At 53.2% G+C, this 24,710-nt stretch carries 27 protein-coding genes and 1 tRNA gene; 9 read left to right on the forward strand and 19 right to left on the reverse strand.

Annotated elements, in window-relative coordinates; all coding sequences use genetic code 11:
• Nucleotides 1-143 precede the first annotated feature (143 nt).
• The 7 genes from TALK_RS18860 to TALK_RS18890 form a co-directional block, all read right to left on the reverse strand.
• Complete coding sequence (locus tag TALK_RS18860) at nt 144-1,595, reverse strand: hypothetical protein (RefSeq protein ID WP_085620712.1); 1,452 nt, start codon at nt 1,593-1,595, stop codon at nt 144-146.
• Nucleotides 1,592-2,677 (reverse strand): hypothetical protein, encoded by a 1,086-nt coding sequence (locus TALK_RS18865; RefSeq protein WP_245830045.1) that lies wholly within the window; start codon nt 2,675-2,677, stop codon nt 1,592-1,594. Before TALK_RS18865 ends, TALK_RS18860 begins: the two co-directional genes overlap by 4 nt.
• A gap of 400 nt (nt 2,678-3,077) precedes the next feature.
• Nucleotides 3,078-4,226, reverse strand: coding sequence for a homogentisate 1,2-dioxygenase (locus TALK_RS18870; protein WP_085620714.1), 1,149 nt, complete (start codon nt 4,224-4,226; stop codon nt 3,078-3,080).
• 181 nt (nt 4,227-4,407) lie between these two features.
• Nucleotides 4,408-4,484, reverse strand: a tRNA-Arg gene (locus TALK_RS18875).
• Nucleotides 4,485-4,627: 143 nt separating this feature from the next.
• Nucleotides 4,628-5,152, reverse strand: coding sequence for an acyloxyacyl hydrolase (locus TALK_RS18880; RefSeq protein ID WP_085620715.1), 525 nt, complete (start codon nt 5,150-5,152; stop codon nt 4,628-4,630).
• A gap of 82 nt (nt 5,153-5,234) precedes the next feature.
• Nucleotides 5,235-6,197 carry a prolyl aminopeptidase gene (pip, locus tag TALK_RS18885; RefSeq protein WP_085620716.1) on the reverse strand — a complete coding sequence of 321 codons (963 nt, stop codon included), beginning with the start codon at nt 6,195-6,197 and terminating at the stop codon, nt 5,235-5,237.
• A 73-nt stretch (nt 6,198-6,270) separates the two neighbouring features.
• A complete protein-coding gene (locus TALK_RS18890; RefSeq protein WP_139833887.1) occupies nt 6,271-7,095 on the reverse strand; it encodes a hypothetical protein in 825 nt (274 codons plus the stop codon).
• A gap of 189 nt (nt 7,096-7,284) precedes the next feature.
• Between TALK_RS18890 and TALK_RS18895 the strand changes: the two genes are divergently transcribed.
• Nucleotides 7,285-8,766 (forward strand): M48 family metalloprotease, encoded by a 1,482-nt coding sequence (locus tag TALK_RS18895; RefSeq protein WP_085620718.1) that lies wholly within the window; start codon nt 7,285-7,287, stop codon nt 8,764-8,766.
• Nucleotides 8,767-8,908: 142 nt separating this feature from the next.
• On the opposite strand, the gene TALK_RS18900 is transcribed toward TALK_RS18895, so the two are convergent.
• The 3 genes from TALK_RS18900 to fdxA form a co-directional block, all read right to left on the reverse strand.
• Nucleotides 8,909-9,715, reverse strand: coding sequence for a hypothetical protein (locus TALK_RS18900; RefSeq protein WP_085620719.1), 807 nt, complete (start codon nt 9,713-9,715; stop codon nt 8,909-8,911).
• Nucleotides 9,716-9,809: 94 nt separating this feature from the next.
• Nucleotides 9,810-10,310 carry a CarD family transcriptional regulator gene (locus tag TALK_RS18905; protein ID WP_085620720.1) on the reverse strand — a complete coding sequence of 167 codons (501 nt, stop codon included), beginning with the start codon at nt 10,308-10,310 and terminating at the stop codon, nt 9,810-9,812.
• Nucleotides 10,311-10,607: 297 nt separating this feature from the next.
• The gene (fdxA, locus tag TALK_RS18910) at nt 10,608-10,943 is read right to left on the reverse strand and encodes a ferredoxin FdxA (RefSeq protein WP_085620721.1); all 336 of its coding nucleotides are present in this window, start codon (nt 10,941-10,943) and stop codon (nt 10,608-10,610) included.
• A 379-nt stretch (nt 10,944-11,322) separates the two neighbouring features.
• Here fdxA and TALK_RS18915 point away from each other — a divergent pair, with 379 nt between their 5' ends.
• The 5 genes from TALK_RS18915 to TALK_RS18935 all read left to right on the forward strand — a co-directional run bounded on the left by TALK_RS18915 (nt 11,323) and on the right by TALK_RS18935 (nt 16,858).
• On the forward strand, nt 11,323-13,746 hold the full coding sequence (locus tag TALK_RS18915) for a putative bifunctional diguanylate cyclase/phosphodiesterase (protein ID WP_245830049.1): 2,424 nt from the start codon (nt 11,323-11,325) through the stop codon (nt 13,744-13,746).
• A gap of 80 nt (nt 13,747-13,826) precedes the next feature.
• Nucleotides 13,827-14,201: a response regulator gene (locus tag TALK_RS18920; RefSeq protein ID WP_085620722.1), complete on the forward strand. Its 375-nt coding sequence runs from the start codon at nt 13,827-13,829 to the stop codon at nt 14,199-14,201.
• Complete coding sequence (locus TALK_RS18925) at nt 14,198-14,824, forward strand: chemotaxis protein CheC (RefSeq protein ID WP_085620723.1); 627 nt, start codon at nt 14,198-14,200, stop codon at nt 14,822-14,824. Before TALK_RS18920 ends, TALK_RS18925 begins: the two co-directional genes overlap by 4 nt.
• A gap of 11 nt (nt 14,825-14,835) precedes the next feature.
• Nucleotides 14,836-16,437, forward strand: a complete 1,602-nt coding sequence (locus TALK_RS18930) for a sensor histidine kinase (RefSeq protein ID WP_085620724.1) — start codon at nt 14,836-14,838, stop codon at nt 16,435-16,437.
• Between the two features lie 37 nt (nt 16,438-16,474).
• Nucleotides 16,475-16,858 carry a MerR family transcriptional regulator gene (locus TALK_RS18935; protein WP_085620725.1) on the forward strand — a complete coding sequence of 128 codons (384 nt, stop codon included), beginning with the start codon at nt 16,475-16,477 and terminating at the stop codon, nt 16,856-16,858.
• A 21-nt stretch (nt 16,859-16,879) separates the two neighbouring features.
• Here the strand turns inward: TALK_RS18935 and TALK_RS18940 are convergent, their stop codons facing one another.
• Complete coding sequence (locus tag TALK_RS18940; protein ID WP_085620726.1) at nt 16,880-17,290, reverse strand: YbaN family protein; 411 nt, start codon at nt 17,288-17,290, stop codon at nt 16,880-16,882.
• Nucleotides 17,291-17,460: 170 nt separating this feature from the next.
• Between TALK_RS18940 and arfB the strand changes: the two genes are divergently transcribed.
• Nucleotides 17,461-17,877 (forward strand): alternative ribosome rescue aminoacyl-tRNA hydrolase ArfB, encoded by a 417-nt coding sequence (gene arfB / locus TALK_RS18945; RefSeq protein ID WP_085620727.1) that lies wholly within the window; start codon nt 17,461-17,463, stop codon nt 17,875-17,877.
• Between the two features lie 48 nt (nt 17,878-17,925).
• On the opposite strand, the gene TALK_RS18950 is transcribed toward arfB, so the two are convergent.
• On the reverse strand, nt 17,926-18,519 hold the full coding sequence (locus TALK_RS18950; protein WP_085620728.1) for a TetR/AcrR family transcriptional regulator: 594 nt from the start codon (nt 18,517-18,519) through the stop codon (nt 17,926-17,928).
• A 356-nt stretch (nt 18,520-18,875) separates the two neighbouring features.
• Here TALK_RS18950 and TALK_RS18955 point away from each other — a divergent pair, with 356 nt between their 5' ends.
• Entirely contained in the window at nt 18,876-19,382 is a 507-nt protein-coding gene (locus tag TALK_RS18955; RefSeq protein WP_085620729.1) for a hypothetical protein, read from the forward strand.
• Nucleotides 19,383-19,517: 135 nt separating this feature from the next.
• Nucleotides 19,518-20,300, forward strand: a complete 783-nt coding sequence (locus TALK_RS18960; RefSeq protein WP_085620765.1) for an acyl-[acyl-carrier-protein] thioesterase — start codon at nt 19,518-19,520, stop codon at nt 20,298-20,300.
• Nucleotides 20,301-20,322: 22 nt separating this feature from the next.
• Here the strand turns inward: TALK_RS18960 and TALK_RS18965 are convergent, their stop codons facing one another.
• The 7 genes from TALK_RS18965 to TALK_RS18995 all read right to left on the reverse strand — a co-directional run bounded on the left by TALK_RS18965 (nt 20,323) and on the right by TALK_RS18995 (nt 24,708).
• Nucleotides 20,323-20,937, reverse strand: a complete 615-nt coding sequence (locus TALK_RS18965) for a ribonuclease HII (protein WP_085620730.1) — start codon at nt 20,935-20,937, stop codon at nt 20,323-20,325.
• A gap of 80 nt (nt 20,938-21,017) precedes the next feature.
• Nucleotides 21,018-21,533, reverse strand: a complete 516-nt coding sequence (locus TALK_RS18970; RefSeq protein WP_085620731.1) for a GNAT family N-acetyltransferase — start codon at nt 21,531-21,533, stop codon at nt 21,018-21,020.
• 88 nt (nt 21,534-21,621) lie between these two features.
• A complete protein-coding gene (locus tag TALK_RS18975) occupies nt 21,622-22,026 on the reverse strand; it encodes a Na+/H+ antiporter subunit G (RefSeq protein ID WP_085620732.1) in 405 nt (134 codons plus the stop codon).
• A gap of 12 nt (nt 22,027-22,038) precedes the next feature.
• The gene (locus tag TALK_RS18980; RefSeq protein WP_085620733.1) at nt 22,039-22,308 is read right to left on the reverse strand and encodes a K+/H+ antiporter subunit F; all 270 of its coding nucleotides are present in this window, start codon (nt 22,306-22,308) and stop codon (nt 22,039-22,041) included.
• Complete coding sequence (locus TALK_RS18985) at nt 22,305-22,799, reverse strand: Na+/H+ antiporter subunit E (protein WP_245830047.1); 495 nt, start codon at nt 22,797-22,799, stop codon at nt 22,305-22,307. Before TALK_RS18985 ends, TALK_RS18980 begins: the two co-directional genes overlap by 4 nt.
• Nucleotides 22,800-22,819: 20 nt before the next feature.
• Nucleotides 22,820-24,352: a monovalent cation/H+ antiporter subunit D gene (locus TALK_RS18990; protein ID WP_085620735.1), complete on the reverse strand. Its 1,533-nt coding sequence runs from the start codon at nt 24,350-24,352 to the stop codon at nt 22,820-22,822.
• Nucleotides 24,352-24,708, reverse strand: a complete 357-nt coding sequence (locus TALK_RS18995) for a Na+/H+ antiporter subunit C (protein WP_085620736.1) — start codon at nt 24,706-24,708, stop codon at nt 24,352-24,354. The genes TALK_RS18990 and TALK_RS18995 overlap by 1 nt, the downstream gene beginning before the upstream one ends.
• Between the last annotated feature and the right edge of the window lie 2 nt (nt 24,709-24,710).

The raw sequence follows: 24,710 nt of genomic DNA on the forward strand, positions 1-24,710 counted from the left end.
ATGTTTCTGTAAAAACGTGAACCGCTCTAGTCGCTGCTCGCGCCAAACAAATGCCGAACGGATAGACAACCGGTAGTACGCACACGGCTTGCGATTGCCAAGCAAGTCACCTCGAACCGGCCGCGAACCAATAGATCCGCGGGTTAGCTGGCTTTTTTGTTATTGCTTTCAATAACGCGCAGCGCATTCATACCGCGACGGCGCAGCAAATCGGCGTCTTCGGGGCCATCGATGATTTCAAGCAAACGGACAATACCCATCATATTGCGCTGGGCGTTTTCCATCTCATCCGCATCCAACCGGCCCATGCTATCAATCCCGGCACGTCCGATCTGGTTCAATCTTTTCTTCAATTCAACCACGGCCTTGGTCGCCGAGCTTTGGGCGGCCAGAACATGCGAAATACGAGCCGTTTCGGCAATTGCCTCGGCGGAGCGCTCGGCGGCCAGAACCTTTTCATCATCAAAGGGCTGCGAAAAGATCGGGCGTGCGGCCTGACGGCCAGAACCCGGGCCTTGCTTGACTTCAAGCTGCGGCAAAGCTTCGATGATACGATCCGGGCTGGCACCAAACATGGTATTGGCCATCGCCTTGGACACCCGACGACGGGTTTCAAGCAGCTTTTCGCCCCAACGGCCGTCCTTGCGGATATTGAACTCCCGCGTGATGCGAATGAATTCGGATGCATACCAGCGCGCCAGCGACAGGATATGATGTTCATCCTTACCCGTCCCGATACCCTGTTCGATCTCGGCCACGGTTTCGGCCAAAAGATCGATAATCAAATCACCGGTTGTTGCAAGGTTGGAACTGGAAATCGAACGATCATCCGCCTTGCTTGTCAGCACGCGGATCAATTTGAAAAGCTCGCTCGGGCGTAACAGGCGCGACAAAACAGCTTTAAGGAAAACAGGCTCGTAGCCCTCTTTTTCCTCGGAAATTTCGATAAAACGGTCGCGCAACCAACTTACATCTGCGGTTCCAAGACTACGAATGGGAACCGATGGGAAGCGTTTGCGCATTGCGTCAATTTCTTCGGCAACGCTCAGGATTTTGCCGATTTCCTCGAAAGCTTTCAGATGGACCCGCGACCCAAGCCGGGTCGCCAATGCGCGTTCGGTTTTCACCCCGCTGCGGGAATCCCCGATTTCACCTTCAATGCATTTTGCGCTCAGGCTCCACAACCGGCGTTCGGCCTGTTCGAGCATATCCTGATCACGCTTGGCCCCTGCCTTTTCAATATCGGCAATCACCTTTTGCATTTCCGGCCCACTGGAACTTTCAACCAGCTTCCAGATCGGCATCAACGAGGATCGGCTGATGCGGATGCTGTTTTCATCAGGTGATGAGGATGTCAGCAAATCCTCGAACGGATCGCAGAATTGACGCATCGGTGTCGGATAACGTTCCGGCTTAAGCGACGCCAGACGCGGCCGCAGGATTTGCAAAATCTGTTCATGGGGCAGTGGCAGTTTGGGATCGGCACGATCGCTTTCAATGGCACGTGTAAAACGCGCAATTTCCGTACTGCTGAGCGATTCAAACAAGGCACCAAGCTGGGAAGTTCCCATGTTTGCGGCATTTTCAATTTTCACGCCGACTGCCTCCGGAACCGCTCCAACCGGTCAACCATATCTGCATCAATTTCGCCGCTACCCAATTTACGCAATTCGGATGCCCACAACATCTGGTTAACACGCACATCGACCCAGAATTCATATTCAATCTGTTCAAGTTCCTCGACCGGCAAAACCGGTGCGAAACTTGCTATTTCCTCGACAATTTCACGCTGGCGAACCCGATCTTGCATCGGGCGTGTCCGCCAAAGATCAATCAGTTCCTGCCAGCCATCAAGAACCCACCACAGGCGATCAATATGCTTTTGCAAATCGTCCTTTGCCCGCGACCAGGCTTTCAGAACCTTGCCAAGCTCGCCATTCCACAAGTCGACCTTGCGCAGCAATCGCATCGCATGCTCATTGGTGGCACTGGCGGAATTGATTACGCGCGTCGCCATAAAGCGAAAATCTGCCTGTTCTGAAATCGACCATTCCTCGATCTCACTGGACAATTTTTGCAAGCCAAAGGTCAACAATCGCAGCGGCCCTTCACATCCCTCAATCGCCAAACCAACCGGCGCGCTTTGGACGCTCCATTCGCCGAGGCTGTTGATGATCGAATCATTGGCAACCTTTGCCGCCGATGCAAAACGGTTCAGCGCCTTGCGCGCACGAACCTGACCTTCCGACGTCAAAAGATCTTCACGCTTCATGTCCTGAACATCGGCACCGCCCAATTGGCGCAACGCCTGATACAGCAAGGTCAACTGGCCCAATTCACGTGCAGATTTTTCTTCGTTCTGACCTGTAATGCCAGCCTTGGCCAGCGCAACGCCGCCGACGCCAGTCACAGCAACAGCGCGTGCATTTTCGCGGACCAATTCCGGTGACAACTTTTCCAGTGTGATCAGACGGTCAAACAGCATGCGATCATGCACCGACAGATCAAACACTTCGCGTAGCGTTTCAAGCGGCATTTCATAGGTCCCAAGACCGCCGGAAAGACCGGGCAAACTGATAAGAGTCCGACCACTCCGCCCCGTCAACACCCGGGCATAGCGCAGGGTTTTGGTCGTAAACGGTGTCCGCACGCCGCGTGAAGAAAAGGATTCCGGCAAACAGGATAATGGATCCGTCTGTCCCGCACCGCTCACAGACGAAACACTGCCGCCTTTATTTGCAAATTGCTGCTTAACCATTATCGGCTTTGATCAATCCAGTCCCGACTAAATTATTCTACGGCATTCTGCGCAGTCGGGTCTGCACCATGAGGCCGCTGCATAAGCTTATACTATCGCGCCAGCCAGTCCACGACAAAGGAGACGACCATACGTCTGGCTGTAGAATAGCGCGACAAGCTAACAAAAATATTAACATCCCGGATAGGTCATACAATCCACAAGACCAATGCCATAGAACAAAATGCCGGAAACCAGAATAGTTCTCCGGCAAAAATCCAGGCCCTGCATTCATCCCAGAAAAGCAAAACAGCATCCGTGAACCAAATGCGTTCTGCCCCTAGAGCGTTTCTTTCGCTTTTTCCCACGTCTTTACATAGGCTTTCCATTCCGCACCGTCGGGAATGGTGTCATCAATATTGATCATTTCCGCACAATCAATCATGACCGCAACCTCGTCGGTTTCGACCGGAACCCTGATCATGGTTTTCTGATACGCACTTGGATGCGGCCCATGGGGGAAACCGCTGGGATGGAAGGTCGCCATCCCGGGTTTTATATCACCACGGCTGTAAAACTCGCCCCGGTGATAGAAGATGAATTCGTCATAATCTTCGTTCGAATGATAAAATGGCACGCGCAATTTACCTGATTCGCCCTCACCCACTTTGGGGACAAAGGTGCTGATCGCAAAACGGTCCGCAACAAATGTACTATGTGCGGCGGGTGGCACCGGCTGTCCGGGCTGGTTTCCCTGTCGCAAATCGCGCCAGTTCAGGCGTACAACACTAAGGTCCCCTTGCCAGCCAATTGCATCAAGCGGGTTATAGGGATAAGTCAGGGTTGAAATCTCCCCCCGCCGTTTGATGTGAATTTCCCAAAAGGCATCGTCCTGCTGGGCAAGGAAACTGTCATCAATTCTGGGGATATCAAAATGGGTCGGATTGATTGCCGGATGCCCGGCCGATTGCGCCGCATCAGGTAGCGAAAACGCATCATTGGTGGCTTCGATGAACAGAAATTCCGATGGGTCGCTGGCATCAAGCCGCCATGCTGTCCCCCGTGGCAACAAGATATAATCGCCATCGCGATAGGGCATATGCCCGTAATCGCAATAAAGCGCGCCACTGCCATTATGCACAAACACCAATATATCGCCGTCAGCATTGCGTGCCAGTGCATGCATCTTGCCATCCAGCCGCCAATATCGAACTTCCATCACCGCGTTGTGCAAAATGCGCCGCGCCTGCAAAGGACATTCCGGACCAGCAGCCAATTTGTTCAGATTAAAGGCTCGCGGGCGCAACGGCCCTTCGAAATCGGCCCAGCCTGCGGGCGGATGCTTGTGATAAATATGGGCAGACGGCCCCATAAAACCGTTCCGGCCAATTTCACGTTCATGAACTGTAACGGATGGGGAACTTGTCGAACTCTTGGACGCAGCAACGCAATTGCCTTCGCTGTTCGGAAGACGGATCCAGTTTTTCACCTGATACCTCCCGGCCCGATGGGCCATGATGTATGGGGCCTTTGTTTACAAGCCCGTTAATCAAGATATGAGATGACAGTCTGCTAATTTCAAGAAAAACAACACTTCAGAACCCCCGAGCCCGCAAGAAGTTCTGCAAAACAGCCTGAAAAATCCACAACCGCAGCAGGGGGTGGAGAAATGGTGCGCCCGGCGGGATTCGAACCCACGGCCCCCAGATTAGGAATCTGGTGCTCTATCCTGCTGAGCTACGGGCGCACATTTCAGGCAGGAGGCATTCCATTAACAGCTTAAACAGCCACGATCAATCCGGCAGCGTTTCAAATTTGCCCTGCACAGCGTTTAAATAACAAAACCCCGCACGGGGCGGGGCTTTGCAAAAGTGCAACAACGGCAATTAATCAATCAAAGATCGCATCAATCGGAATGGCATAGGTCAGCGACAGTATTTCGGTGCCCGGGTTTTCGTCGCCGATGCTGGCATTTGAGATATGCGAGATACCAAGGCTTAACCGTTCGCGGCTGTCAAAGCGAAAGCCGAGTTCCAGACCCGAACGAAACTCGATCCAATGCCCAAGGTCTTCGCCGTCCCCCTGATGATAGCCACCAACAGAGGTATAGATGCTTGAAACAAAGTGATCGCCCCACAAGACATCCATCGCAAGACCACCATAACCATGTACAGCCGTGTCACTGGTGACCATCACACCGGCAATCGGGCGCAACACGCCAAACATTGCATGTTGAAACCGGTAGTCGAGGCGGAATTCAGCCGATTCTTCGTCCTGCGTGATATCCACCATGCCGGTCGACATCTCCAGCAGGCCAGAATCGTTATTATTACCCAGAAATTGCTGTGCCTGTGCCGCACTGGCAAAGCCAAATACAACAACAAGCGCGAGGATTTTCCCCAAAACCAACCGCATTAACTTAGTCCCCTCTTGGATCAACTTGGGCGTATCTTACCCAAATGCTTGATATAGACAACAATACAATGAACCGGTGGTTTTATTTTCTTGTAAATCCGGTGCCATTGAAAGAATCAGTTGCACGAACAAGTTCGCGCACGATCCCGGGCTCACTTGCCGCGTGACCGGCATCCTCAACGATTTCCAATTCTGCCCCAGGCCATTTTGCATATAGATCGAATGCAGATATCGGCGGGCAAACAATGTCATGACGTCCCTGCACGATCACGGCCGGCAGATGACAAATACGGTTCATATTTGCAAGCAACTGATCGGGTGCGAAGAACCCCTTATTGACGAAATAGTGATGTTCAAGCCGTGCCAGCGCCAGGGCAATCCCGTCGCTTTCGAAATTTTCGACCAAACCGTCATCGGGAAGCAATGTGCAGCAGGTTGCTTCGAACCCGGACCACGCCCGCGCCGCCGCAATCGCCGCAACGTCACCGTCCTTACCCGCAAAAACATCCCCATAGCGATCAAGCAAGGCAGCACTTCCCGGATTGCGATCAAACCCGACAGCAGCCAAAAACCTTTTCCCGGCTTCGACAAAAATTCTGTCCATGCCATCCATGAACCAGTCGATTTCCAGATCGCGGCACAGGAAAATACCCCGCAAGACAAAACCAAGCACCCGGTCGGGATGCGCCTGACCATAGGCAATCGCCAGCGTCGATCCCCATGACCCGCCAAACACCAGCCATTTATCAATACCGCGCGCTTGGCGCAGGGCTTCGATATCGCCAATCAAATGATCGGTCGTATTATTTTCAAGGCTGCCAAACGGACGTGATTTTCCCGCCCCGCGTTGATCATGAAGAATGATGCGATACTTTTGGGGATCAAAAAACCGGCGACTGTTGGCTGATACCCCGGCACCGGGACCGCCATGCAGGAAAACAACGGCAATACCATCGGGATTTCCCAGCTCTTCCCAATAAATCTCGTGCCCGTCTGGCCGTTCCAGCCAGCCGGAATGTGTTGGTTCAATTTCGGGATAAAGCATTGGAGAGCCTCTTGGATTCTATTGCCCAAATCTTTTACACGCCCAAAGTGTGATCGGACAAGCGCAAACCAATTCAAGGCCGGGCAAGGCATAGTGCCGCAAGTTCAGCAAGTTCGATATAGGGACCACCGCGATCTTCTATCACGCCACGGATGCGTATGGTTTGGCCGATCCAGTTTTCCATATGTTGCCCATTTGCGACAATTTCATCACGCAAATCACGCCCGACCATAACTGTAAAATCGCTGCGCCAGTTTTCCCCGAAATTAAGATAACTGCGCCATTCGCGATCTTCGATCCGTTGCAGAACCGCGTCGATCACGGCAAAATGCCCAACAGCCAAATTTGCATCTGGCAATATCCCGGCTCTGTCTGGTGATCCGCCATAGCGATAGGGTGCCGCAACATCATCGCCCCAAATGCCAAGTCGTTTTACGATTGCGCGTTCTTCTGCATTTGCGAAAACATCAACCGATCTTTTGCCTTCCGGAAGAAGAATAGCCAACCCCCGTTCAAGCAAGACTTCCTGCCAAAGCAATCGCGCATCATCCCGCAGATCCATCAATTTACGCCCGGCGAAATCAACATCGTCGGAATAGACCGCCTGTTCAAAAGCCGTCCCCGCCATCCTGCGCATAGCAACAAGGGCATCGTCTTCAAAGCCCGGAACAAAGGCAATATCGGCCAAGCGCCAAAGTGTTTTGGGGGTGTTGGAAAACACCAAGCCATCGACCATTTCCGGGGGATCAAGCGGGGATGTCAGCGGTAAAAAATTGGCATTGCGTGTTGACGCGGCGTCAAAGGCCGGGCCACAAATCCATGTTTTGGCCTTGTTGGCATCCGTAACATTAGCGGCATTGGCCGCAGCACCGCTGACATTGGCAAAGATGATCGTCACAAAGATCAGATTGAAAAAACACGCACAATGACAGATCGCCGCAAAAATTCCCGATTTGCGCGAATAGTTTTGTCTCTTGCTGCATATTGATTGGAAACCCAACACGCGCTACCACATCGTAAGGAATGCATTTTGAACCTGCATTTCGCCAAAAGAATACGCACAGCGGGCACAAGAGGAAAGACTTCAATGGGTTGGCTTTTTCATCGGACCACAAAACGGTTTGTCACGACGCTTGGCGCGATTGGCCTGATTGCCGGGCTTGCGGGCTGTTCGACCAATCGTGCGACCGGCGAAGACAGCTTTACGGCGTTTATGTCCCCTGATCAGGAAAAAGAAGTCGGCGCACAAGAACATCCGAAAATGGTTCAGGAATTTGGTGGATCCTATGATGAAAAAGATCTGCCGCGCTATGTAACAGAAATCGGCAACAAACTTGCTGCCGTTTCAGAAGCCCCGGACGAAAAATTCACCTTTACGGTTCTGGATTCGGCCGTGATCAATGCCTTTGCCCTGCCCGGTGGTTACGTTTATATCACGCGCGGATTGGCCGCCCTTGCATCGAACGAGGCAGAACTTGCTGGCGTTCTGGCCCATGAAATTGGCCATGTGGTTGCACGCCATTCGGCACAGCGATACAGCCGGGGCGTCCTGACCCAGATTCTGGCCGGGGGACTTTCGGTGGCACTTGGCAGTGGCGCAAGCGAGATCGTCGGCGTCGGGGCAAATGCATATTTAACATCGTTCTCGCGCGAGCATGAATTTGAAGCCGATATGCTGGGCGTGCGCTATATCACGCGCGCCGGATATGATCCGCAAGGCATGGCTTCGTTCCTGAAAAAACTACGCGCCCATTCGCATTTACAGGCCAAGCTGGCCGGACGATCCCCTGATGACATTGACCAGTTCGATTTCATGGCAACCCATCCGCGTACCCTTGATCGTATCGAGCAGGCCCAAAAGGCGGCCAATGTCACGGTATCGGCCAACCCGGAACTGGGAACGGTCAGATACATGACCGCAATCGATGGCATCATTTATGGCGACGGCCCCGATAACGGCTATGTGCGCGGTACTCAATTTATTCATGTGCCGCTTGATTTCCGGTTTGAAGTCCCGGAAGGCTTTTCGATGGTCAACCAACCCGATGCGGTCATTGCCCAGGACGATGGCGGCGCCCAAATCGTGTTTGAAGGTGCGCCCAAGGCCAAGGGTGTTCGTCTGGATCAATATCTGTCACGCGGATTTTCCAGCAAAATCGCCATCACCAATATCGAAAATATCGATATCGACGGCCAGGAAGCCGCAACCGGATACGCCGACGTTAATATGAAAAGCGGCACCAAAGCCCGCCTGCGGGTTGTTGTCATCCGCCACGGCGAGAACGCCTATCAATTCCTGTTTATTGTCCCGCTTGCCAATGTCGACAGCTATAACGTTGCATTGCGCCGCACGACCTACAGCTTCCGCCCGCTGACCAAACAGGAACAGCAGAAATATCATCCACTGCGGATCAAGGTCCGGGCGATGAACCCGGAATATAATCTGGCGACTTTTATTGACCAGATGGCGGTCCCGCGTGAACCGGCCGATACCTTTGCCGTTCTCAACGGGCTTGAGGCAGGACAGCTCCCCGCACAGGGATCCCTGATCAAGGTTGTGATTAATTAGGGTCAGGATTGAGAACCGGAACCCGCAGAAACATGCACCAAACAAGTAAAAGGCAGCAAAATTTTTGCTGCCTTTTACGTTATTTCCCAATCCAAACATCCCGAAACCGCCGCATCGGCACAGGGGCGGGGATTAATCAGGATTAGCTTTCAATGCGATCTGCGATCTTGCCATCGCGGCCAATAGCAACGGCCAGCAACCGCCCGCCGCGTCCCGCACCTTCGTCAATTGAAAGCGTGAATTCACGTTCTTGCAAACCAACACTTGCATGCGATGATCCGCGAATGATCCGCCGACAATCGTAATAACGATCGGTAATGCTTTCAAACATCGAACCACCCCACCAAAACGTGTCGGTCTGTCCGGTCAGAGGCCGCGAACCATCAAGCCCGGCATGCACAAAAATCAGCGAACCATCGGTGGTATAGGCCGCATGTTTAAGGTCTGAGAGCAAGGCACTGTGACCCTTTTGGCGGCGGAAGGATTCGCCAAACTGACCTGTCCATTGCGCAATCGCATGCGCGCCCTGACGCATCAAGGATTGAACATTTGACGGATCAAAACCATAGGCGCGCAACGTTCCGGCAACCCCGCGCGACAGCATCCAGTCAAAGACCTCGCCCGAGTTTGGTGCAAACTGGATTTGCTGAAGCTTGCTAAGCATTTCTTCGGCCGCACCACGCAAAAAGGCGATGTCGGCAATATCGACGCCATCCAGGGCGATAAAGAAACGGCGGAACAGCAATAACTCGTTGATAACACCAACGACCGCTTCACCGGAATTATCACCCCAGTAATTGCCAAGATAGACCAGACGGTCACCCGCCACGATCTTATTGGCAAGCTTTCGGTGGACAGCCTGCAAAGCAGTAAGATCGCCGTTTATCGCGCCAACAGCCCAAATCTTGTCCGCTGGTTTTATCGGTGCCAGAACTGCGTTCATCGCCATAACGTGCCCAAATAAACAAAACCGGCCCAAGATTACCTTGTCGGCCGGTTTTTAAAAAGAGGTCTCTCGTACAAGATAAACTGCAGGGCCTTTATCAGGCCGCTTTCTGCAACAGTTTTTCAAGTTTGCCCGAAGCTTTGTCCTTGTCGATCTTTTCGATTGCGGCAAGTTCGTCGACAAGACGTTCAAATGCTGCTTCATAGATCTGACGTTCGGAGAAAGACTGTTCCGGCTGAGTTTCCGTGCGGTGCAGGTCACGAACCACTTCAGCGATCGAAACCGGGTCACCGGAATTGATCTTTGCTTCGTATTCCTGGGCACGACGCGACCACATGGTACGTTTGACACGTGCGCGCCCCTTAAGGGTGATCAGCGCGGAATCCATCTGTTTTTTCGAGGATAGCTTGCGCAATCCGGAGTTACCCACTTTGTTCACTGGCACGCGCAAAGTCATGCGGCTTGAATCAAAGGTAATCACATAAAGGCGCAATTCCTGACCCGCGATTTCCTGAGTTTCCAGGCCATCAACACGGCCAACACCATGTGCAGGGTAGACAACGTAATCGCCAATAGTAAACGGCAACTTATCCGACATCAAGCTTCCTTCCGGCCCATATGGACCTGGTCATTCAACTGTAACACTATAGACCCGGCGACGCGAAGAGCTGCGCACGACCATGCTTTTGGCGTAGTCGCGGTTTTTGACAGGATAAAATAACGGAGATCCGACTGCGCGGAACGAGCCTGTCGAGCTCTTGAACGCGAGTTTCCCACAATAACACAACATAGAGGTCGATCACAGAATTTTTCCGTGCGACCAGCTCAATGCAGCCATGCATCGACAGGGAAAAGGTGCCTATATTGTGTGTTTACAGGTGCTTATCACGCGTGATCAGTCGCCGGTCCCCGGTTTTTCACTGAGCATTTCGACTTTACCTGGCTTGCCATCCCATTCGGCGGCATCAGCCGGTGCATCACCCTTGCGCGTAATATTCGGCCAGATTTCCGCGAATTTGCGGTTAACCTCAAGCCAATTATCCAGATTAGGTTCCGTATCAGGGATAATGGCTTCAGCCGGACATTCAGGTTCGCAGACACCGCAATCAATGCATTCATCGGGGTGAATTACCAGGAAGTTTTCACCTTCGTAGAAGCAATCGACGGGACAAACCTCGACGCAGTCCTGATACTTACACTTGATGCAGTTTTCCGTCACCACATAGGTCATGGTGTAACTCCGTTCAGGTTGCGAGGCCGTAAAGCGGCTGCCCCCGCGCCCGGCCTTGTTCTCTCTCGGGCATTGGGTTATCACGCAGTGCGGTTGTGTGCAACTCCAATAAAATCCCATTTTTTTTAGTACTATTCCGGTTTTCGATGCAATGCAGCATCCCGGGATAGACCCCCGACAGCCGACACATAAAGCGGCCTGGCCCGAAAAATACAGAATCCGTCACTTTTTTCCAGCATTAGAAACAGCGCAACAATTGCTTTTGCTGCGTCAAGCACATAGTCTTGCCGCGACAAATGGTCGAAGAACCATGCGGGGGTGTGGATTGTCGGAGGGTAGCCTGAAAACGCAACGGCTGAGATGGCGTGATCGCTTGTCTGTGAAACAGGCACGCGCCGCTGTCGTTATTACCCTGTTGATTGGTTTATTCTTCAGTGTCATCCAGATTTTCTGGGACCTGCAGGAAGAACGCAATTTGATCGACAGGACGGTTAATCAGGTTCTTTCAACCTTGCGCGAATCCGCGACCCAGGCGGCATATGGCTTGGATGAAACGCTGGCCGCGCGCGTTGTATCGGGCCTGTTTGAATATGAACCGGTCTACAACGCCACACTGAGCGATAATTTCGGCAATGTCCTTGCCCAGCAATCGCGCGAACCGATTGCATCCGGGCGATCCGCACTTACCGAACTGATGTTTGGCAATATCCAGCAATATAATGTGCGGCTTGAAATTGGGGCGGGCCGGGATTTGGTCGGCAGCCTTATCGTGCGTATCGACACCGCCCTGATTGCCGAGGGTTTCCTTAACCGTGCCACCCGCATTCTGATGTCGGGCATTTTACGCAACCTTTTGCTGGGTATGGTGCTGGTTGGCTTTTTCTATCTGCGGCTAACCAAGCCGCTGCTGCGCATATCCAACGCGCTGGCACTGGTCGATACCGCAAGCCCCGATTCTACAAGTATCACTGTTAACCACCATCACAAAAATGACGAACTGGGTTTGTTGTCACGTTCCATTCGCACGCTGGTTGATGGGATGGGGGATGCACTTGGCAAATTGCGGCACACAGAACAACAGGTGCGCGACAGCGAATCCCGCCTGCGCGCAATTGTTCAAAACGTCGCCGATGGCATCCTGACCATCACACCGGGTGGAACGATTATCGAGTTTAATGCCGCGGCTTATCCGTTGCTTGGGCTATCGCGCGACGAAACTCCCAAGGGCCGGTCGCTTTTGGAATTTGTGATCCCGCGTGCGATCCCCAAGCTGGAAAAATGTCTGGATGAACTGACCGCACTGGATCTTGGCGACAATGTCGCCGAACAGCGCCTGACCCTTTCTCTGATCCGCATGGACAAGACAGAAATCGATGTCAGCGCCGCATTCCGCCCGATCCCGGATGCCGAAACCCCGCTGATTACGGTGGTCTTGCACGATATTACCGCGCGCAAACGTTATGAAGAACAACTGGTCTATATGGCCAATCATGACGCACTAACCAATTTACCAAACCGCAGCATGCTGGAATTCAGCCTGAAAGCGGCACTTGATAGCCACAAGCGCGATACCCCCGGCCCACAGAAAGGCGCAACGGCCATCCTGTTTATTGATCTTGACCGTTTCAAACTGATCAATGACAGCCTTGGCCATAATGTTGGTGATTTACTGCTTAAGGCAGTTGCAGACCGATTGCGCCGTATCATCGGGCGACAGGAAGTTATCGGCCGTCTGGGTGGCGATGAATTCCTGATCATCATTCCGCGCCTGCGCGAAACACAGGATGCTGCGACCCTGTCCCAGGCCGTATTGGATGCCCTGGCCCCGGCCTTTGATATTCAAGGGCGTTTTTTGTTCATCACCCCTTCAATCGGGATCGCACTTTGCCCGGCCGACGGAGAGGATTTCCCAACTCTGATGCGCAATGCCGATACGGCAATGTATAGTGCAAAGGCGCGCGGCGGTGGCACCTATCACTTCTTTACCAAAACAATGAATGAAAGTGCGGTTGCACGGCTTGCCATCGAAAACGACCTGCGCGAAGCGCTTGAGCGCGGGCAGTTTGAATTATACTACCAACCGAAAATCGAACTGGCGAGCGGCCGTTTATCCGGGCTTGAAGCCCTGATCCGCTGGAAACAGCCCGGTCGCGGATTTATATCGCCCATGCAATTCATCCCCGTAGCCGAAGAAACCGGCCTGATCGGCAAGATCGGTGAATGGGTCCTGAGCCGGGTTTGCCAACAAATCCACGAATGGGACGAGATGGGATTGGCCCCAGTCAGTATCGCGGTCAATCTGTCGCCCCGCCAATTGATCGAAGGCAGGATTACCGAAACGATTTCAAACATTCTGGAAGAAACCGGCACGCCGGCATCGCGCATTATTCTGGAAATCACCGAAACCGTAATGATGCATGAAATCAAAAAATCTGCAGCCATTCTTGATGAATTACGCAAACTTGGCCTTCAAATCGCCATCGACGACTTTGGCACCGGCTATTCGTCATTGGCCTATCTGAAACGCTTGCCAATCAATTCGATCAAGATCGACCGTTCGTTCGTGCGCGATATCACGACCGATGCCGATGATGCGGCAATTACAAACACGATTATCCTTATGGGGCATAACCTTGGACTTAAGGTCGTGGCGGAAGGTGTTGAAACGGAAGATCAGCTTGAATTCCTGCGCGAACATGGCTGCGACGAGGTCCAGGGCTTCCTGATTTCCGAACCCCAACCGGCATCGATTATTGCCAAACAGATCGAACAGCTTTCGCATAGTGTTGCGCCGACGTTATAATCAGTCCTATCCTTGTGGGTGGCGCGCTCTTGCAACAGGGTGAATTCAACAAGAACACAATGTAAAGATCAGAGAAAGACATGTCACAGAAGCGATCGGTCCTGCTTGTCGACGACAGCAAATTTGCCCGCATGCTGGTCAAGGCCTTCATCACCAGCAGTTTTGCCGATTGGCAGATCGACGAAGCTGAAGAGGCCGAGACAGCACAGGTCATGGCCAAGGCACATCCATATGACTATCTTCTGGTCGATTTCAACATGCCCGGAATGAATGGTCTGGAACTGGGTGCGATATTGCGCGCTTCTTATCCGGATGCCACGATCGCATTGCTGACGGCCAATATTCAGCAGGAAATCCAGAACAAGGCCGCCAAGGCTGGCATGGACTTTCTGGCCAAGCCGCCGACAGAGGAAAAAATTCGCGACTATCTTGCCGGCAAGGAAGCCGGTCGATGATCGATATCAGTGAACTTGAACACGATACCATCAGCGAACTGATCAATATCGGTGTTGGCCGTGCGGCGGCATCATTATCGCAAATGGTCGATCAACCGGTTGAATTGACCGTCCCGACGATTACATTTGTCGAACGTTTCTCGGACTCCAACCTGACCGCATCCCCCGACGAGGTGGTATCGGCCGTCAGTCAATCCTTTGACGGTCCGTTCAAAGGCGAAGCCATTCTGGTCTTTCCGGAAAAGCGCAGCCTTGAACTCGTGCGTCGGTTGCTTAAAGTTGATGTTCCCCTTGATACGCTGACCGATCTTGAGCAGGAAGCCCTGATGGAGGTCGGGAACATCATTTTGAATGCCTGCCTTGGCAGCATCGCCAACGTTCTGGGCGAACCGATCAATTGTTCAATGCCCAGCTTTCGCAAGCGAAAAACCCGTGCATTGCTAGATGATGATGCCGGACCTGATTCCACCGCCGGCAATATGCCGGTTCTGATGATATTGCATGTGCAATTCATGCTGCGCCAAAATGACATCGACGGTTATGTCCTGTTTGTCATGGATCTTGATTCAATCCAGACCCTGAAGAAACTGGTCCGTCGGTTCCTTGAAAACACGCTCGGTTAACCGGCAGGACAATGGCAAATCCCCATCCCCCAGGCATCGACATATCGGACGCAACCGAAGCTTCCGAACTTTACGGCAATCTGCTTGATACCGCAGATGTCGGGCTTGTTGTGATCGGCACCGATTACGCGATATGCCACTGGAACCAATGGATGCACAATCGGTCAGGACTTCCGGCTGAGCAGGTCTTGGGCAAACAACTGGTCGGGATATTCCCCGAAACCCGGATGGGGCGCCTTAATCAGGCGATCAAGGATTGCCTTGAATTCGGAATGCCTGCCGTCATTTCACCGTCCCTGAATCAGGGGGCGCTTCCATTGCGCCCATTGCCACAATTTATCGCCAGTTTCGAACGTATGGAACAATCGATCCGCGTTCACCCGATTACCACGTCACGGGGCGAGAAGCTTTGTTCGTTGACCATTCGCGACATGACCCTTGCCGTGCAACGCGACCGTTTACTGCGCCAGCAAGCCGCCGAACTGGCCGAACTCGTCAACCAGACCAAGCGTAGCGAGGACAGAACCCGTGCGATATTGCAAAATACCATCGATGCCATTCTGGTGGCATCCGATGATGGCAATATCGAACCGTTGAATGCGCGCGCACAGGAACTTTTCGGCCCGGGCGGCGACCCCGAACTAAGCAATATCATGCGATTTCTGCTGCCTGACAGCGGGCACAGCCCCCTTCAAATGCCGCCGACCGACCGGCTTTTGACCGATCTGGGTACTGGCGTGATCGAAGTTCTGGCACGCACGGATAGCGGCCGCAACATTCCGCTTGAAGTCGCAATCAGCCATTTTTCTGCCGATGGCCGGTATCATTACATCATTACGCTTCGCGATATTTCCCAACGCAAGCGTCATGAAACAGAAATCCAGCGCACCATGGCCGAACTTGAACGGTCCAACAGCGAGCTGGAACAGTTTGCCTATGCTGCGTCACATGACTTGCAAGAACCACTGCGCATGGTGTCAAGCTATACCCAGTTGATCGCACGGCGATACAAAGACAAGCTTGACGAAACCGCCGACGAATTCATCCATTATGCGGTCGACGGCACCCAGCGGATGCAGCGCATGATCGACGATCTGCTGACCCTGTCACGCGTCGGGCGCCATGGCAAACCGTTCCAGTCGGTTCCCCTTGATAGCCTGTTTGATGCAATTATCGCGAATTTCCGGCGTGCCGGTTCTGCCCCCGAAGGTAATATCGTACGCGACGGCCCACTGCCGACCGTGACCGGGGATGCCAGCCAATTATTGTTGCTGTTTCAAAATCTGGTCTCCAACGGCCTTAAATACAGCGATCCTGACAATGGCGAAGTTCGGATTTCAGCCCAAGAGACCAATCAATGCTGGAAAATTTGCGTCACCGATAACGGGATCGGGATCGAACCGCAATATCATGCGACGATCTTTGAAATCTTTAAACGCCTGCATGGTTACGGCGAATATGCCGGTACCGGAATCGGACTTGCGATCTGTAAAAAAATCACCGACCGGCACGGCGGGACGATTACGGTCAAGAGCACACCGGGCAAGGGCAGTATCTTCTGCGTTGAATTACCAAAAGAATTGCCGATTGTGATCACGCAAGAAAGCATGTAGTTTTCGTTTACGTAAGCGTAAACCTGAACGAGATGTCATGAACGACAGCTATTCGATTACCGACCTTGCCCGCGAGTTCGACGTCACAACGCGAACCATCCGCTTTTACGAAGATCAGGAACTGATCGCGCCCGTGCGTCAGGGCCAAACCCGTATATACAGCCAGCGTGATCGCGTGCGTCTGCGCCTTATCATGCGGGGTAAACGGCTTGGATTTTCACTTAAGGAAATCCGCGACCTTCTTGACCTGTATGACACCGACCGCAGCGAAATCATGCAATTGTCCATTTTGGTCAACAAGATCAATGAACGCCGCGATACCCTGCGCAAACAGCGTCAGGATATTGATGCGACACTTGATGAACTCGATAAACTTGAAGAAACCTGCCAGGAAGAACTGACCCGGAAATCCGACAATTAGGTATTTCGCCCCATCCGGGGCCTAGGCACCGGTACCTGGCTCGCCCCCTTGCGACAACGGCAGTTGCGTGGGAAGGCGCGATGGTCGCGACAGGATGAAGCAACTGACCGGGATCGCCACCATAAGCTGGATCATCACCACCCAGCGGCTTTCGACAAAGATCAAGGATGCCGCAATCATCACAACAAACGCGGTCATCGCCGTGATTTTTGCCCGGCTGTTGATCACACCATGTTCATTCCAGTGCCGGATCGGTGGACCGAACTGGGGATGGTTATTGATCCAGGCATGCAGACGCGGCGAGCCTTTGCCAAACAACCAGGCGGCCAGCAACATGAATGGGGTCGTTGGCAGAATTGGCAGCAAGACACCAACAATTCCAAGTCCAACCGACATCCAGCCCAAGACCAGATAAAGATGCGATGCCTGCACGTATCATTTCCTGTTTACAGTCCTGCCCGCCCCTGACAGGTTAGGGTTAAGGACCCGATAGGTTAAATGTAGGCGGATTATCGTCAATTTTCAATCGACACTCACCGGTTTCACAGGTTCAGGGATCCGGCGCCGCCCACGGGTTCTGTAACCATTATAAACGATCCAGCATGCTTAAAATCTCAAACGATCTTTATCTTGATGAACGCCATCTGAATTTTCAGTTCGTGCGCGCATCCGGACCAGGCGGACAAAACGTCAACAAAGTCTCGACCGCAGTGCAAATGCGGGTGCGCATTGACGACCTGATCGAACTGCCCCAACGGGTACGTGATCGCCTGCGCGAACTGTCTGGCAGCCGATTGACCAATGACGGGGAAATTCTGTTCGATGCACAGCGTTACCGCACTCAGGAACGCAACAAGCAGGACGCGATCGAACGCCTTTTGGCACTTTTGCGCAAAGCCGCAGAACGCAAGAAATTTCGGGTTAAAACCCGCCCGTCCCTATCGGCCAAGCGCAAACGCATTGACACCAAAAAGAAACGTGGCGACGTAAAGAAAATGCGACAGCGGCCAATGGATTGACGGATTAATCGAATACCCCGACCCGGGGTCGAATGTTGTCGATTTCGATTACGACAGCGGGCATTTATGCAGCCAGTCATCCATCAAGGCCGCCATTTCCGAATTATCTATCCCGGCTTTTGAAAACGACTGCCAAGTTGCAAACTGCACCGCATGCAGTGCCACCGAACGACACATTTTACCCTGGCGGCGTTCCGCGGGCAGGCTTTCAAGAATATCGTGGCACAGCGTTTCAAGATAATCGGTAAATCCCGCTATCTGTTCACGCAGGGGCGCAACATGATCCAGATCGCGATACCAATGCCCCCACATTTCGGCGGTTTCCGCGTAATAGTGGTACAGCATGCTCAGGATCGCGAGGCCCCAATCAGCAGGATCAATCCCCTGACGCCATGATCCGGGATCGGGCGGCGGATTGGAAACCAGCCAATGCGACAAACAGGCCGCGAGCAATTCATTTTCCGCCGGAAAGTGCCGATAAATCGTCAAACGCTGCACCCCGGCGCGTTCGGCAACCGCACTGATTGTCGTCCGTGCCGGACCAATTTCGCCATACAGGCACAGTGCGGCATCAACGATACACTGACGCGTTTCGCCTTCCTGGTCTGCCCGCAATGTCTTGTTATATCTACGCTTTGACATTTAAATAAACACTAGTGTTTTTGCAAAAATCACCCATTCAATCCTCCCTGCTCAATTTAAATAACCACGATTGTTCATTTAAATAAAGCCACAAATCAAACCGCGCATATTCGACTAAAAGCCGACGGTATACCGCAACGAAGCAATACCCCGATCATCATCACGGTCTTTTTGCCGATGGGCAAGATGAACCTTGGCCACACAGGAAAACCGAGTTGATCCAAAAAAGAAGCGCTTTGACTTAAAAAGGTGCGATAGCGGCCAATAGATTGATCACTGTAAACGCGCAGCATCACAGCCCCCAATCTTCATCGTCTCCTTATCGTCTTATTCCCTAATGATCACAGGAGACGATTATGCGTCTATTCAAGTCACCTTACTCTCCGCGCCTGCTTGGCGTGATCACCGTATGTGCTATCGTGTTTACCGGCGGTCTGGCCCATGCTGCGGCCTGCCGGGGTATCTCGACAGTCACCGCAAGCGCAGCAGCCGATCAAAACACATCAAAAGGCGGCCACTTGACCCAACATATTCTGGGTCTCACCCCGCCTTCGAACAAAAGTCAGAATGGTGAAACGCTGTTCAAGTCAGATACTGACTGGGATACAGCGTGGAATGGCTATACCAGCACGACACAAATCACCCCTGTTGACTGCAGTGATACCAGCAACGCCCCTCGGCAACAGGTCTCACTTGCAAAGCTGGGCATTACGACGACCATGACAGGGGCGACCTGTTCTGCGGCAGGAAACGATGGCAAATGCACATCTTCCACCGATTTCACCATCGGAAGCATCGTGTTTGCGTTTGTGCGCAACAGCAGCAATGAATGGATTATCAACAGCGCCTACCCCAGGCAGTAATTCACCATACACCTTGTTCAGCAAAGTGGCATCCCGCCACTTTACATTTGTTGCGGCATTTCCCCTGCGCCACATGTTGCCCAACAGCGAACATCCGCCTATGGTCCGATGATCAAACGATCATCGGACATCACAATGGCCATAAACTGGGACGACATTACCAAACCGAACCTGCCGGACAATTGCGGATGGCGCGGGACCTATCGGGTACGATACTCCGAGATTGGCGACAATGGTCTGGTGATGTTGCCAGCCCTGGCCGATTACATGCAGGACGCGGCCGGTTGGGGGGCACGCATCCTTAAACTGGCCTATGACGATACGGTTGACCAAGGGATCGCATGGGTTCTGGCGCGCATGGTCATTCATGTCCGTCGTTATCCCGGCAATGGCGAGGACATCATCGTTGAAACATGGCCATCAGGCATTTCACGACGCGTCGCGACGCGCGATTTTCGCCTGATGGATCGTCATGGCGATGTAATTGCTGTGGCACAAAGTTTCTGGGCGATGTTCGATCTGATTGAACGCCGTGCGGCAAGCTGGCCCGACTGGATCAGCGAACGCCTGCCCAATCCACCGGGACCAAAATTGATCGAGCCACCGTTGCGCACACCCTTTACCCATGATGCCCTGCCCGATATCGACAGCATCAAAGCCCGCCCCTCAGACCTTGACCTATATGGGCATGTCAATAATGTCCGCCTGATGCAGTGGGTACTTGGCGCAGCCGGTACAGATGCCCGCCCGGATTTTCATCCCGAAAGCCTTGATATCCAGTTCAGGTCCGAATGCCGGGTGCAGGAGCGGGTCAAACTTCGCCAGAAAGATGGATTTGCCGCGATTACCCGCGATGCAGACGGCGTTGATCTGGTAAGAGCCCACGTCGTACCGCGCAATCAAACGGCCGTTGCATGATCATGGCCCTGTGTCGCCACCTCTAAGCCAGATTACCCAGCAAATCGGCAACCGGTTTGAAACTGCGGCGGTGATGGACGGTCGGTCCGACCGCTCCCAGCCCTTCCATATGCTTTTTCACGCCATAGCCCGCATTGCGTTCCCAGCCAAATTGCGGATAGCGCAGTGCCAAGCGTGCCATGGCGCGATCGCGCACCACCTTGGCAACAATTGACGCCGCTGCAATCGACAGTGACTTGCCATCGCCCTTAACCACCGTTTCAACCGCACAGGGCAGCCCCGGATCACGATTGCCATCGACCAATGCCTGATCGGGGACATGCCCCAACTGATCGACGGCACGTCGCATGGCGACATAGGTCGCCTGCAGGATGTTGATCCGATCAATTTCACAAACCGATGCCGCACCGATGCCAACCTCGGCGCAATCCATAATGATCGCAAACAGAAGGTCACGCTTTTTCACCGACAACTTCTTGGAATCGTTCAACTCCCGAACAAGGATGTCGGGCAGCCGTTCATCACGGGGCAAAATCACCGCGGCGGCCACCACCGGGCCTGCCAACGGGCCACGACCGACTTCATCGATCCCGGCAATGCGCCCGCGATACTGATCCTCAATACTGAAATCCGGCATGGTCAAATGGCTCCCTCTTGGTCCCTCTTATCAAGGACAGCGGGTATCGGCAACGTCATCCATAATCGTCGCTCGTCATGTCAGGTCACAATACTTGCTGCAAATTCATCGGCCGTCATGGCGTAAAGCACATCATTCGCAACCTCGTTGCGACGAACCATGCCGATCTTGCGCGCAACGGCAATTGATCCGGCATTGCGATGATCAATACAGGCAACCATCCCCAGTAATTTCACGTTGTCAAAACCATGGCATAGCAAGGTTTTTGCGGCCTCGGTCGCATAACCCCGCCCCCAGAATTCCGGTTTCAAACGCCAGCCGATTTCGATTTCCGGACCTTTGGCGTCTTCGGGGATCAACAGGACCCAGCCGATGAAACGGTCCGGTGCTGTTTTGGCAAACAACGACCAATAACCAAGGCCCTTGCCGTAATCCATGCGGATGCGATCAGAGATAAAGCCACGATGTTCTTCGGCATCCGCCCATGGGCCTTTAACAAAATCGGTCACACCGGGCAGGCAATCCATCGCAAAACAATCGTCAAGATCATCCATCGTGCGCGGGCGCAGCCAAAGGCGTTCGGTTTCAAGGATCATGGGTCTTCCCTGCAAAGTGGCATTTGCAGCATTCTAACAAAAACGGCACCGGAAAACCGGTGCCGTTTGAATTTTGTCACAAGCCCGATCAATCCTTTTCGGGATTGTATTCTTCGCTTGGGTCATACCCATCCGGACCGACCGGATCAAAGGTTGCCCATCCTTCACCCTGTCCGCTAGGCGGCAGATCCTTTGCCGGATCGACATTGCGCAACAGATAGGCCTTGGCAATCAGATTGGCAGTAATCGGCGCCGTCAGGAACAGGAACAGCGTGATCAGCAATTCATGAATGGTGAAATGCCCGCGTTCGATCCAGAAAAACAGCATCGATGCAATAAGGATCGCACCAACCCCAACCGTGGTTGATTTGGTCGGCGCATGCAAACGCGGCAACAGTTCGCGCAGCTTGATCATCCCGTATGACCCGATCAGCAGGAATATCCCGCCGATCACGATCAGCACAGAAATGACGAGTTCAGCAATAAACGGCATCTGTTTGCTCCCTTATTCGATAATGTCGCCGCGCAAGACGAACTTGCAATAGGCCACGGTGGAAACAAAGCCGAACATGGCAAACAAAAGGGCTGCTTCGAAATACATCGAGGTTGCCCGGCTAATGCCATACAGCACCAGAAGCGCAATCGCATTGATCGCCATGGTATCAACCGCCAAAACCCGATCCGCAATGGTCGGTCCCTTGGCCAAACGCCAGAGGTTCATCAAAAGCCCCAGCGCCACACAGATGAAGCCGAAATTCAGTGCATATTCGATCATTCGAAAATCTCCTTCAGACGGCCTTCGTAGCGGGTCTTGATGTCATCAACCACGCCCTGTGGATCGGGGGCATGAAGGCAATGCACCAAAAGACTTTTGGCATCCGCACTCAGATCAATGGTGACCGTGCCCGGCGTCATGGTGATCGTCCCGGCAAGGGTCGTGATCGCCTCGGGCGAGGTCAGATCAAGCGGCACGACGACGCATTTGCTTTCAAGACTTTCAGTCTTGCGAAACAGGATCAACCCGGCAACGATCACATTCGCCACCAAAATATCCCACAGCACGATCAAACCATATTCGCAAATGGCAAAAGCATTGCCGATCTTTGGCCGTGCAGGCCAGAAGTTCGACGTAATCAGCGGGATCACGATCGCAAGGATCGCACCAAACACCACCGTTCCTGCCGATATTTCATTGACCAAAAGCACCCAGACAACCAGTAGAACCAGCGACAGCAGCGGGTGGGGAAGATAACGTTTCAACATCATCACTATCCTTTCATCACTGCTTACTGGCCAAGCTGTGCGGCGGGTATGTCACCCAGCACAGCCCGGATGTAATCCGTGGTGTCAAACAATTGCGCCGCCGTTCCCTGCATGTAATCAGTGATCGGGGCGGCAAACACAGTCAGGGCAACAAGCGCTGCCAGCATGCCACATGCCGCAATAATCGGCAGAACCGGCCATTGCGCACCTTCAACCTCGATCACCCCCTCGGCAGAGGCACTTTTCCAAAACAGGACACTGCCCGCCCGGCCAAAGCCAACAATCCCCATTAGCGACGTCACAAGGATCACCGACCAAATCCAGATTGCCGCATCGCTTTCACGGGCCGCATCAAGGATCAGCAATTTACCGATAAAGCCACTAAGCGGCGGCATGCCAGCCATCCCAATCGCGGCAATAAAGAATAAAACCGCCATCAATCCCGATTGGTGGAATACCGGGGCGGTGTTCAGACGATCACCATATTGGCCCCGTCGCGACGCCACCAGATCACCGATCAGGAACAGGGCCGCACCGGCAAAGGTCGAATGCAGCAGATAATAAAGACCGGCTGAAATGCTTTCGGGTGTGAACAGCGCAATGGAAATCAAAAGCGTTCCCATCGACCCGATCACAGAAAACGCAATCAGACTATTAAGGCGCTTGGCCGCCAGAACCCCGATCATGCCAACCGCAAGGGTCACAATCGCCGCAGGCAAGATATAAGGTTGCGCCAACCACGCCATATCCCCGGCATTTTCGCCAAAGCCCAGCGAATAAACCCGCAGGATCGAATAGGCCCCAACCTTGGTCATAATTGCAAACAGGGCCGCGACCGGTGCCGGGGCATTGGCATAAGTACCCGGCAACCAAAAATGAACCGGCACAAGGGCCGCCTTAACGCAGAACACCAAAAGCAGGATCAGCGCACCGGCGCGTAAAAGCGCGGCATCGCCTTCGGCAACCAAAGGCACCTGAATGGCAAGATCGGCCATATTCAGGGTGCCCGTCACCGCATACATCATGCCGACCCCGACAAGAAACAGCGACGACCCGGTCAGGTTAATCACAACATATTGCATACCCGCCTTAAGGCGTTCGGCCCCGGCACCATGCAACATCAACCCATAGGACGCGATCAACAACACTTCGAAGAAGACGAACAGGTTAAACACGTCGCCAGTCAGAAAGGCACCATTGACGCCCATCAGTTGGAACTGGAACAGGGCATGAAAATGCTGGCCGCGCTTGTCCCATTCGCTTGAAGCGAACAAAACCACACCAAGGCCAAGGACCGCCGTCAGCAAAACCATCATCGCTGACAACCGATCCAGGACCAGAACAATGCCAAACGGCGCAGGCCAATCGCTTAACGCGTACATTTCCGGACCATTGCCATCGGCAAAGATCACAAGTGCCACCGCGACTGCACCAAGGGCAACCGTCGCGGTGATCGAGAATATGCGCTGCAAAACAATGTCGTGACGTACCGCCAGAACAATCAGGGCGGCCATCACGGCAGGCAGCACAATGGGAACAACAATCCAGTTACCCATCAGTTTTTATCTCCTGCTTCGGAAGGCTCGCCAACCGGGCAACCGTCAACATGGTCATTCCCGATTTCAAGATAGGCACGGATCGACAACACCACGATCAGGGCTGTCATCCCGAACGAAATCACAATCGCCGTCAGGACAAGTGCCTGGGGCAGCGGATCGGTATATTCCGTCACACCATCACGCAGGATCGGCGGCATATCGATGGTCAGGCGTCCCATGGCGAACAGGAAAACGTTCACCGCATAGGATAAAAGCGCCAAACCGATCACCACCGGGAAAGTCCGCCCACGCAGCAGCATATAGGTGCCACACATGGTCAAAAGCCCGATACTGCTTGCTACTAAAAATTCCATAA

Source organism: Thalassospira alkalitolerans, assembly GCF_002115745.1.
In the GTDB taxonomy this organism is placed as follows: Bacteria; Pseudomonadota; Alphaproteobacteria; order Rhodospirillales; family Thalassospiraceae; genus Thalassospira; species Thalassospira alkalitolerans.

Bases quoted from the DNA above. Each gene is read 5' to 3' on its own strand.
- TALK_RS18880 (WP_085620715.1), bottom strand. From the start codon at position 5,152: ATGCGGTTGGTTTTGGGGAAAATCCTCGCGCTTGTTGTTGTATTTGGC.
- pip (WP_085620716.1), bottom strand. From the start codon at position 6,197: ATGCTTTATCCCGAAATTGAACCAACACATTCCGGCTGGCTGGAACGG.
- TALK_RS18895 (WP_085620718.1), top strand. From the start codon at position 7,285: ATGGGTTGGCTTTTTCATCGGACCACAAAACGGTTTGTCACGACGCTT.
- TALK_RS18900 (WP_085620719.1), bottom strand. From the start codon at position 9,715: ATGGCGATGAACGCAGTTCTGGCACCGATAAAACCAGCGGACAAGATT.
- TALK_RS18905 (WP_085620720.1), bottom strand. From the start codon at position 10,310: ATGTCGGATAAGTTGCCGTTTACTATTGGCGATTACGTTGTCTACCCT.
- fdxA (WP_085620721.1), bottom strand. From the start codon at position 10,943: ATGACCTATGTGGTGACGGAAAACTGCATCAAGTGTAAGTATCAGGAC.
- TALK_RS18920 (WP_085620722.1), top strand. From the start codon at position 13,827: ATGTCACAGAAGCGATCGGTCCTGCTTGTCGACGACAGCAAATTTGCC.
- TALK_RS18925 (WP_085620723.1), top strand. From the start codon at position 14,198: ATGATCGATATCAGTGAACTTGAACACGATACCATCAGCGAACTGATC.
- TALK_RS18930 (WP_085620724.1), top strand. From the start codon at position 14,836: ATGGCAAATCCCCATCCCCCAGGCATCGACATATCGGACGCAACCGAA.
- TALK_RS18935 (WP_085620725.1), top strand. From the start codon at position 16,475: ATGAACGACAGCTATTCGATTACCGACCTTGCCCGCGAGTTCGACGTC.
- arfB (WP_085620727.1), top strand. From the start codon at position 17,461: ATGCTTAAAATCTCAAACGATCTTTATCTTGATGAACGCCATCTGAAT.
- TALK_RS18950 (WP_085620728.1), bottom strand. From the start codon at position 18,519: ATGTCAAAGCGTAGATATAACAAGACATTGCGGGCAGACCAGGAAGGC.
- TALK_RS18955 (WP_085620729.1), top strand. From the start codon at position 18,876: ATGCGTCTATTCAAGTCACCTTACTCTCCGCGCCTGCTTGGCGTGATC.
- TALK_RS18960 (WP_085620765.1), top strand. From the start codon at position 19,518: ATGGCCATAAACTGGGACGACATTACCAAACCGAACCTGCCGGACAAT.
- TALK_RS18965 (WP_085620730.1), bottom strand. From the start codon at position 20,937: ATGCCGGATTTCAGTATTGAGGATCAGTATCGCGGGCGCATTGCCGGG.
- TALK_RS18970 (WP_085620731.1), bottom strand. From the start codon at position 21,533: ATGATCCTTGAAACCGAACGCCTTTGGCTGCGCCCGCGCACGATGGAT.
- TALK_RS18975 (WP_085620732.1), bottom strand. From the start codon at position 22,026: ATGCCGTTTATTGCTGAACTCGTCATTTCTGTGCTGATCGTGATCGGC.
- TALK_RS18980 (WP_085620733.1), bottom strand. From the start codon at position 22,308: ATGATCGAATATGCACTGAATTTCGGCTTCATCTGTGTGGCGCTGGGG.
- TALK_RS18985 (WP_245830047.1), bottom strand. From the start codon at position 22,799: ATGATGTTGAAACGTTATCTTCCCCACCCGCTGCTGTCGCTGGTTCTA.
- TALK_RS18990 (WP_085620735.1), bottom strand. From the start codon at position 24,352: ATGGGTAACTGGATTGTTGTTCCCATTGTGCTGCCTGCCGTGATGGCC.
- TALK_RS18995 (WP_085620736.1), bottom strand. From the start codon at position 24,708: ATGGAATTTTTAGTAGCAAGCAGTATCGGGCTTTTGACCATGTGTGGC.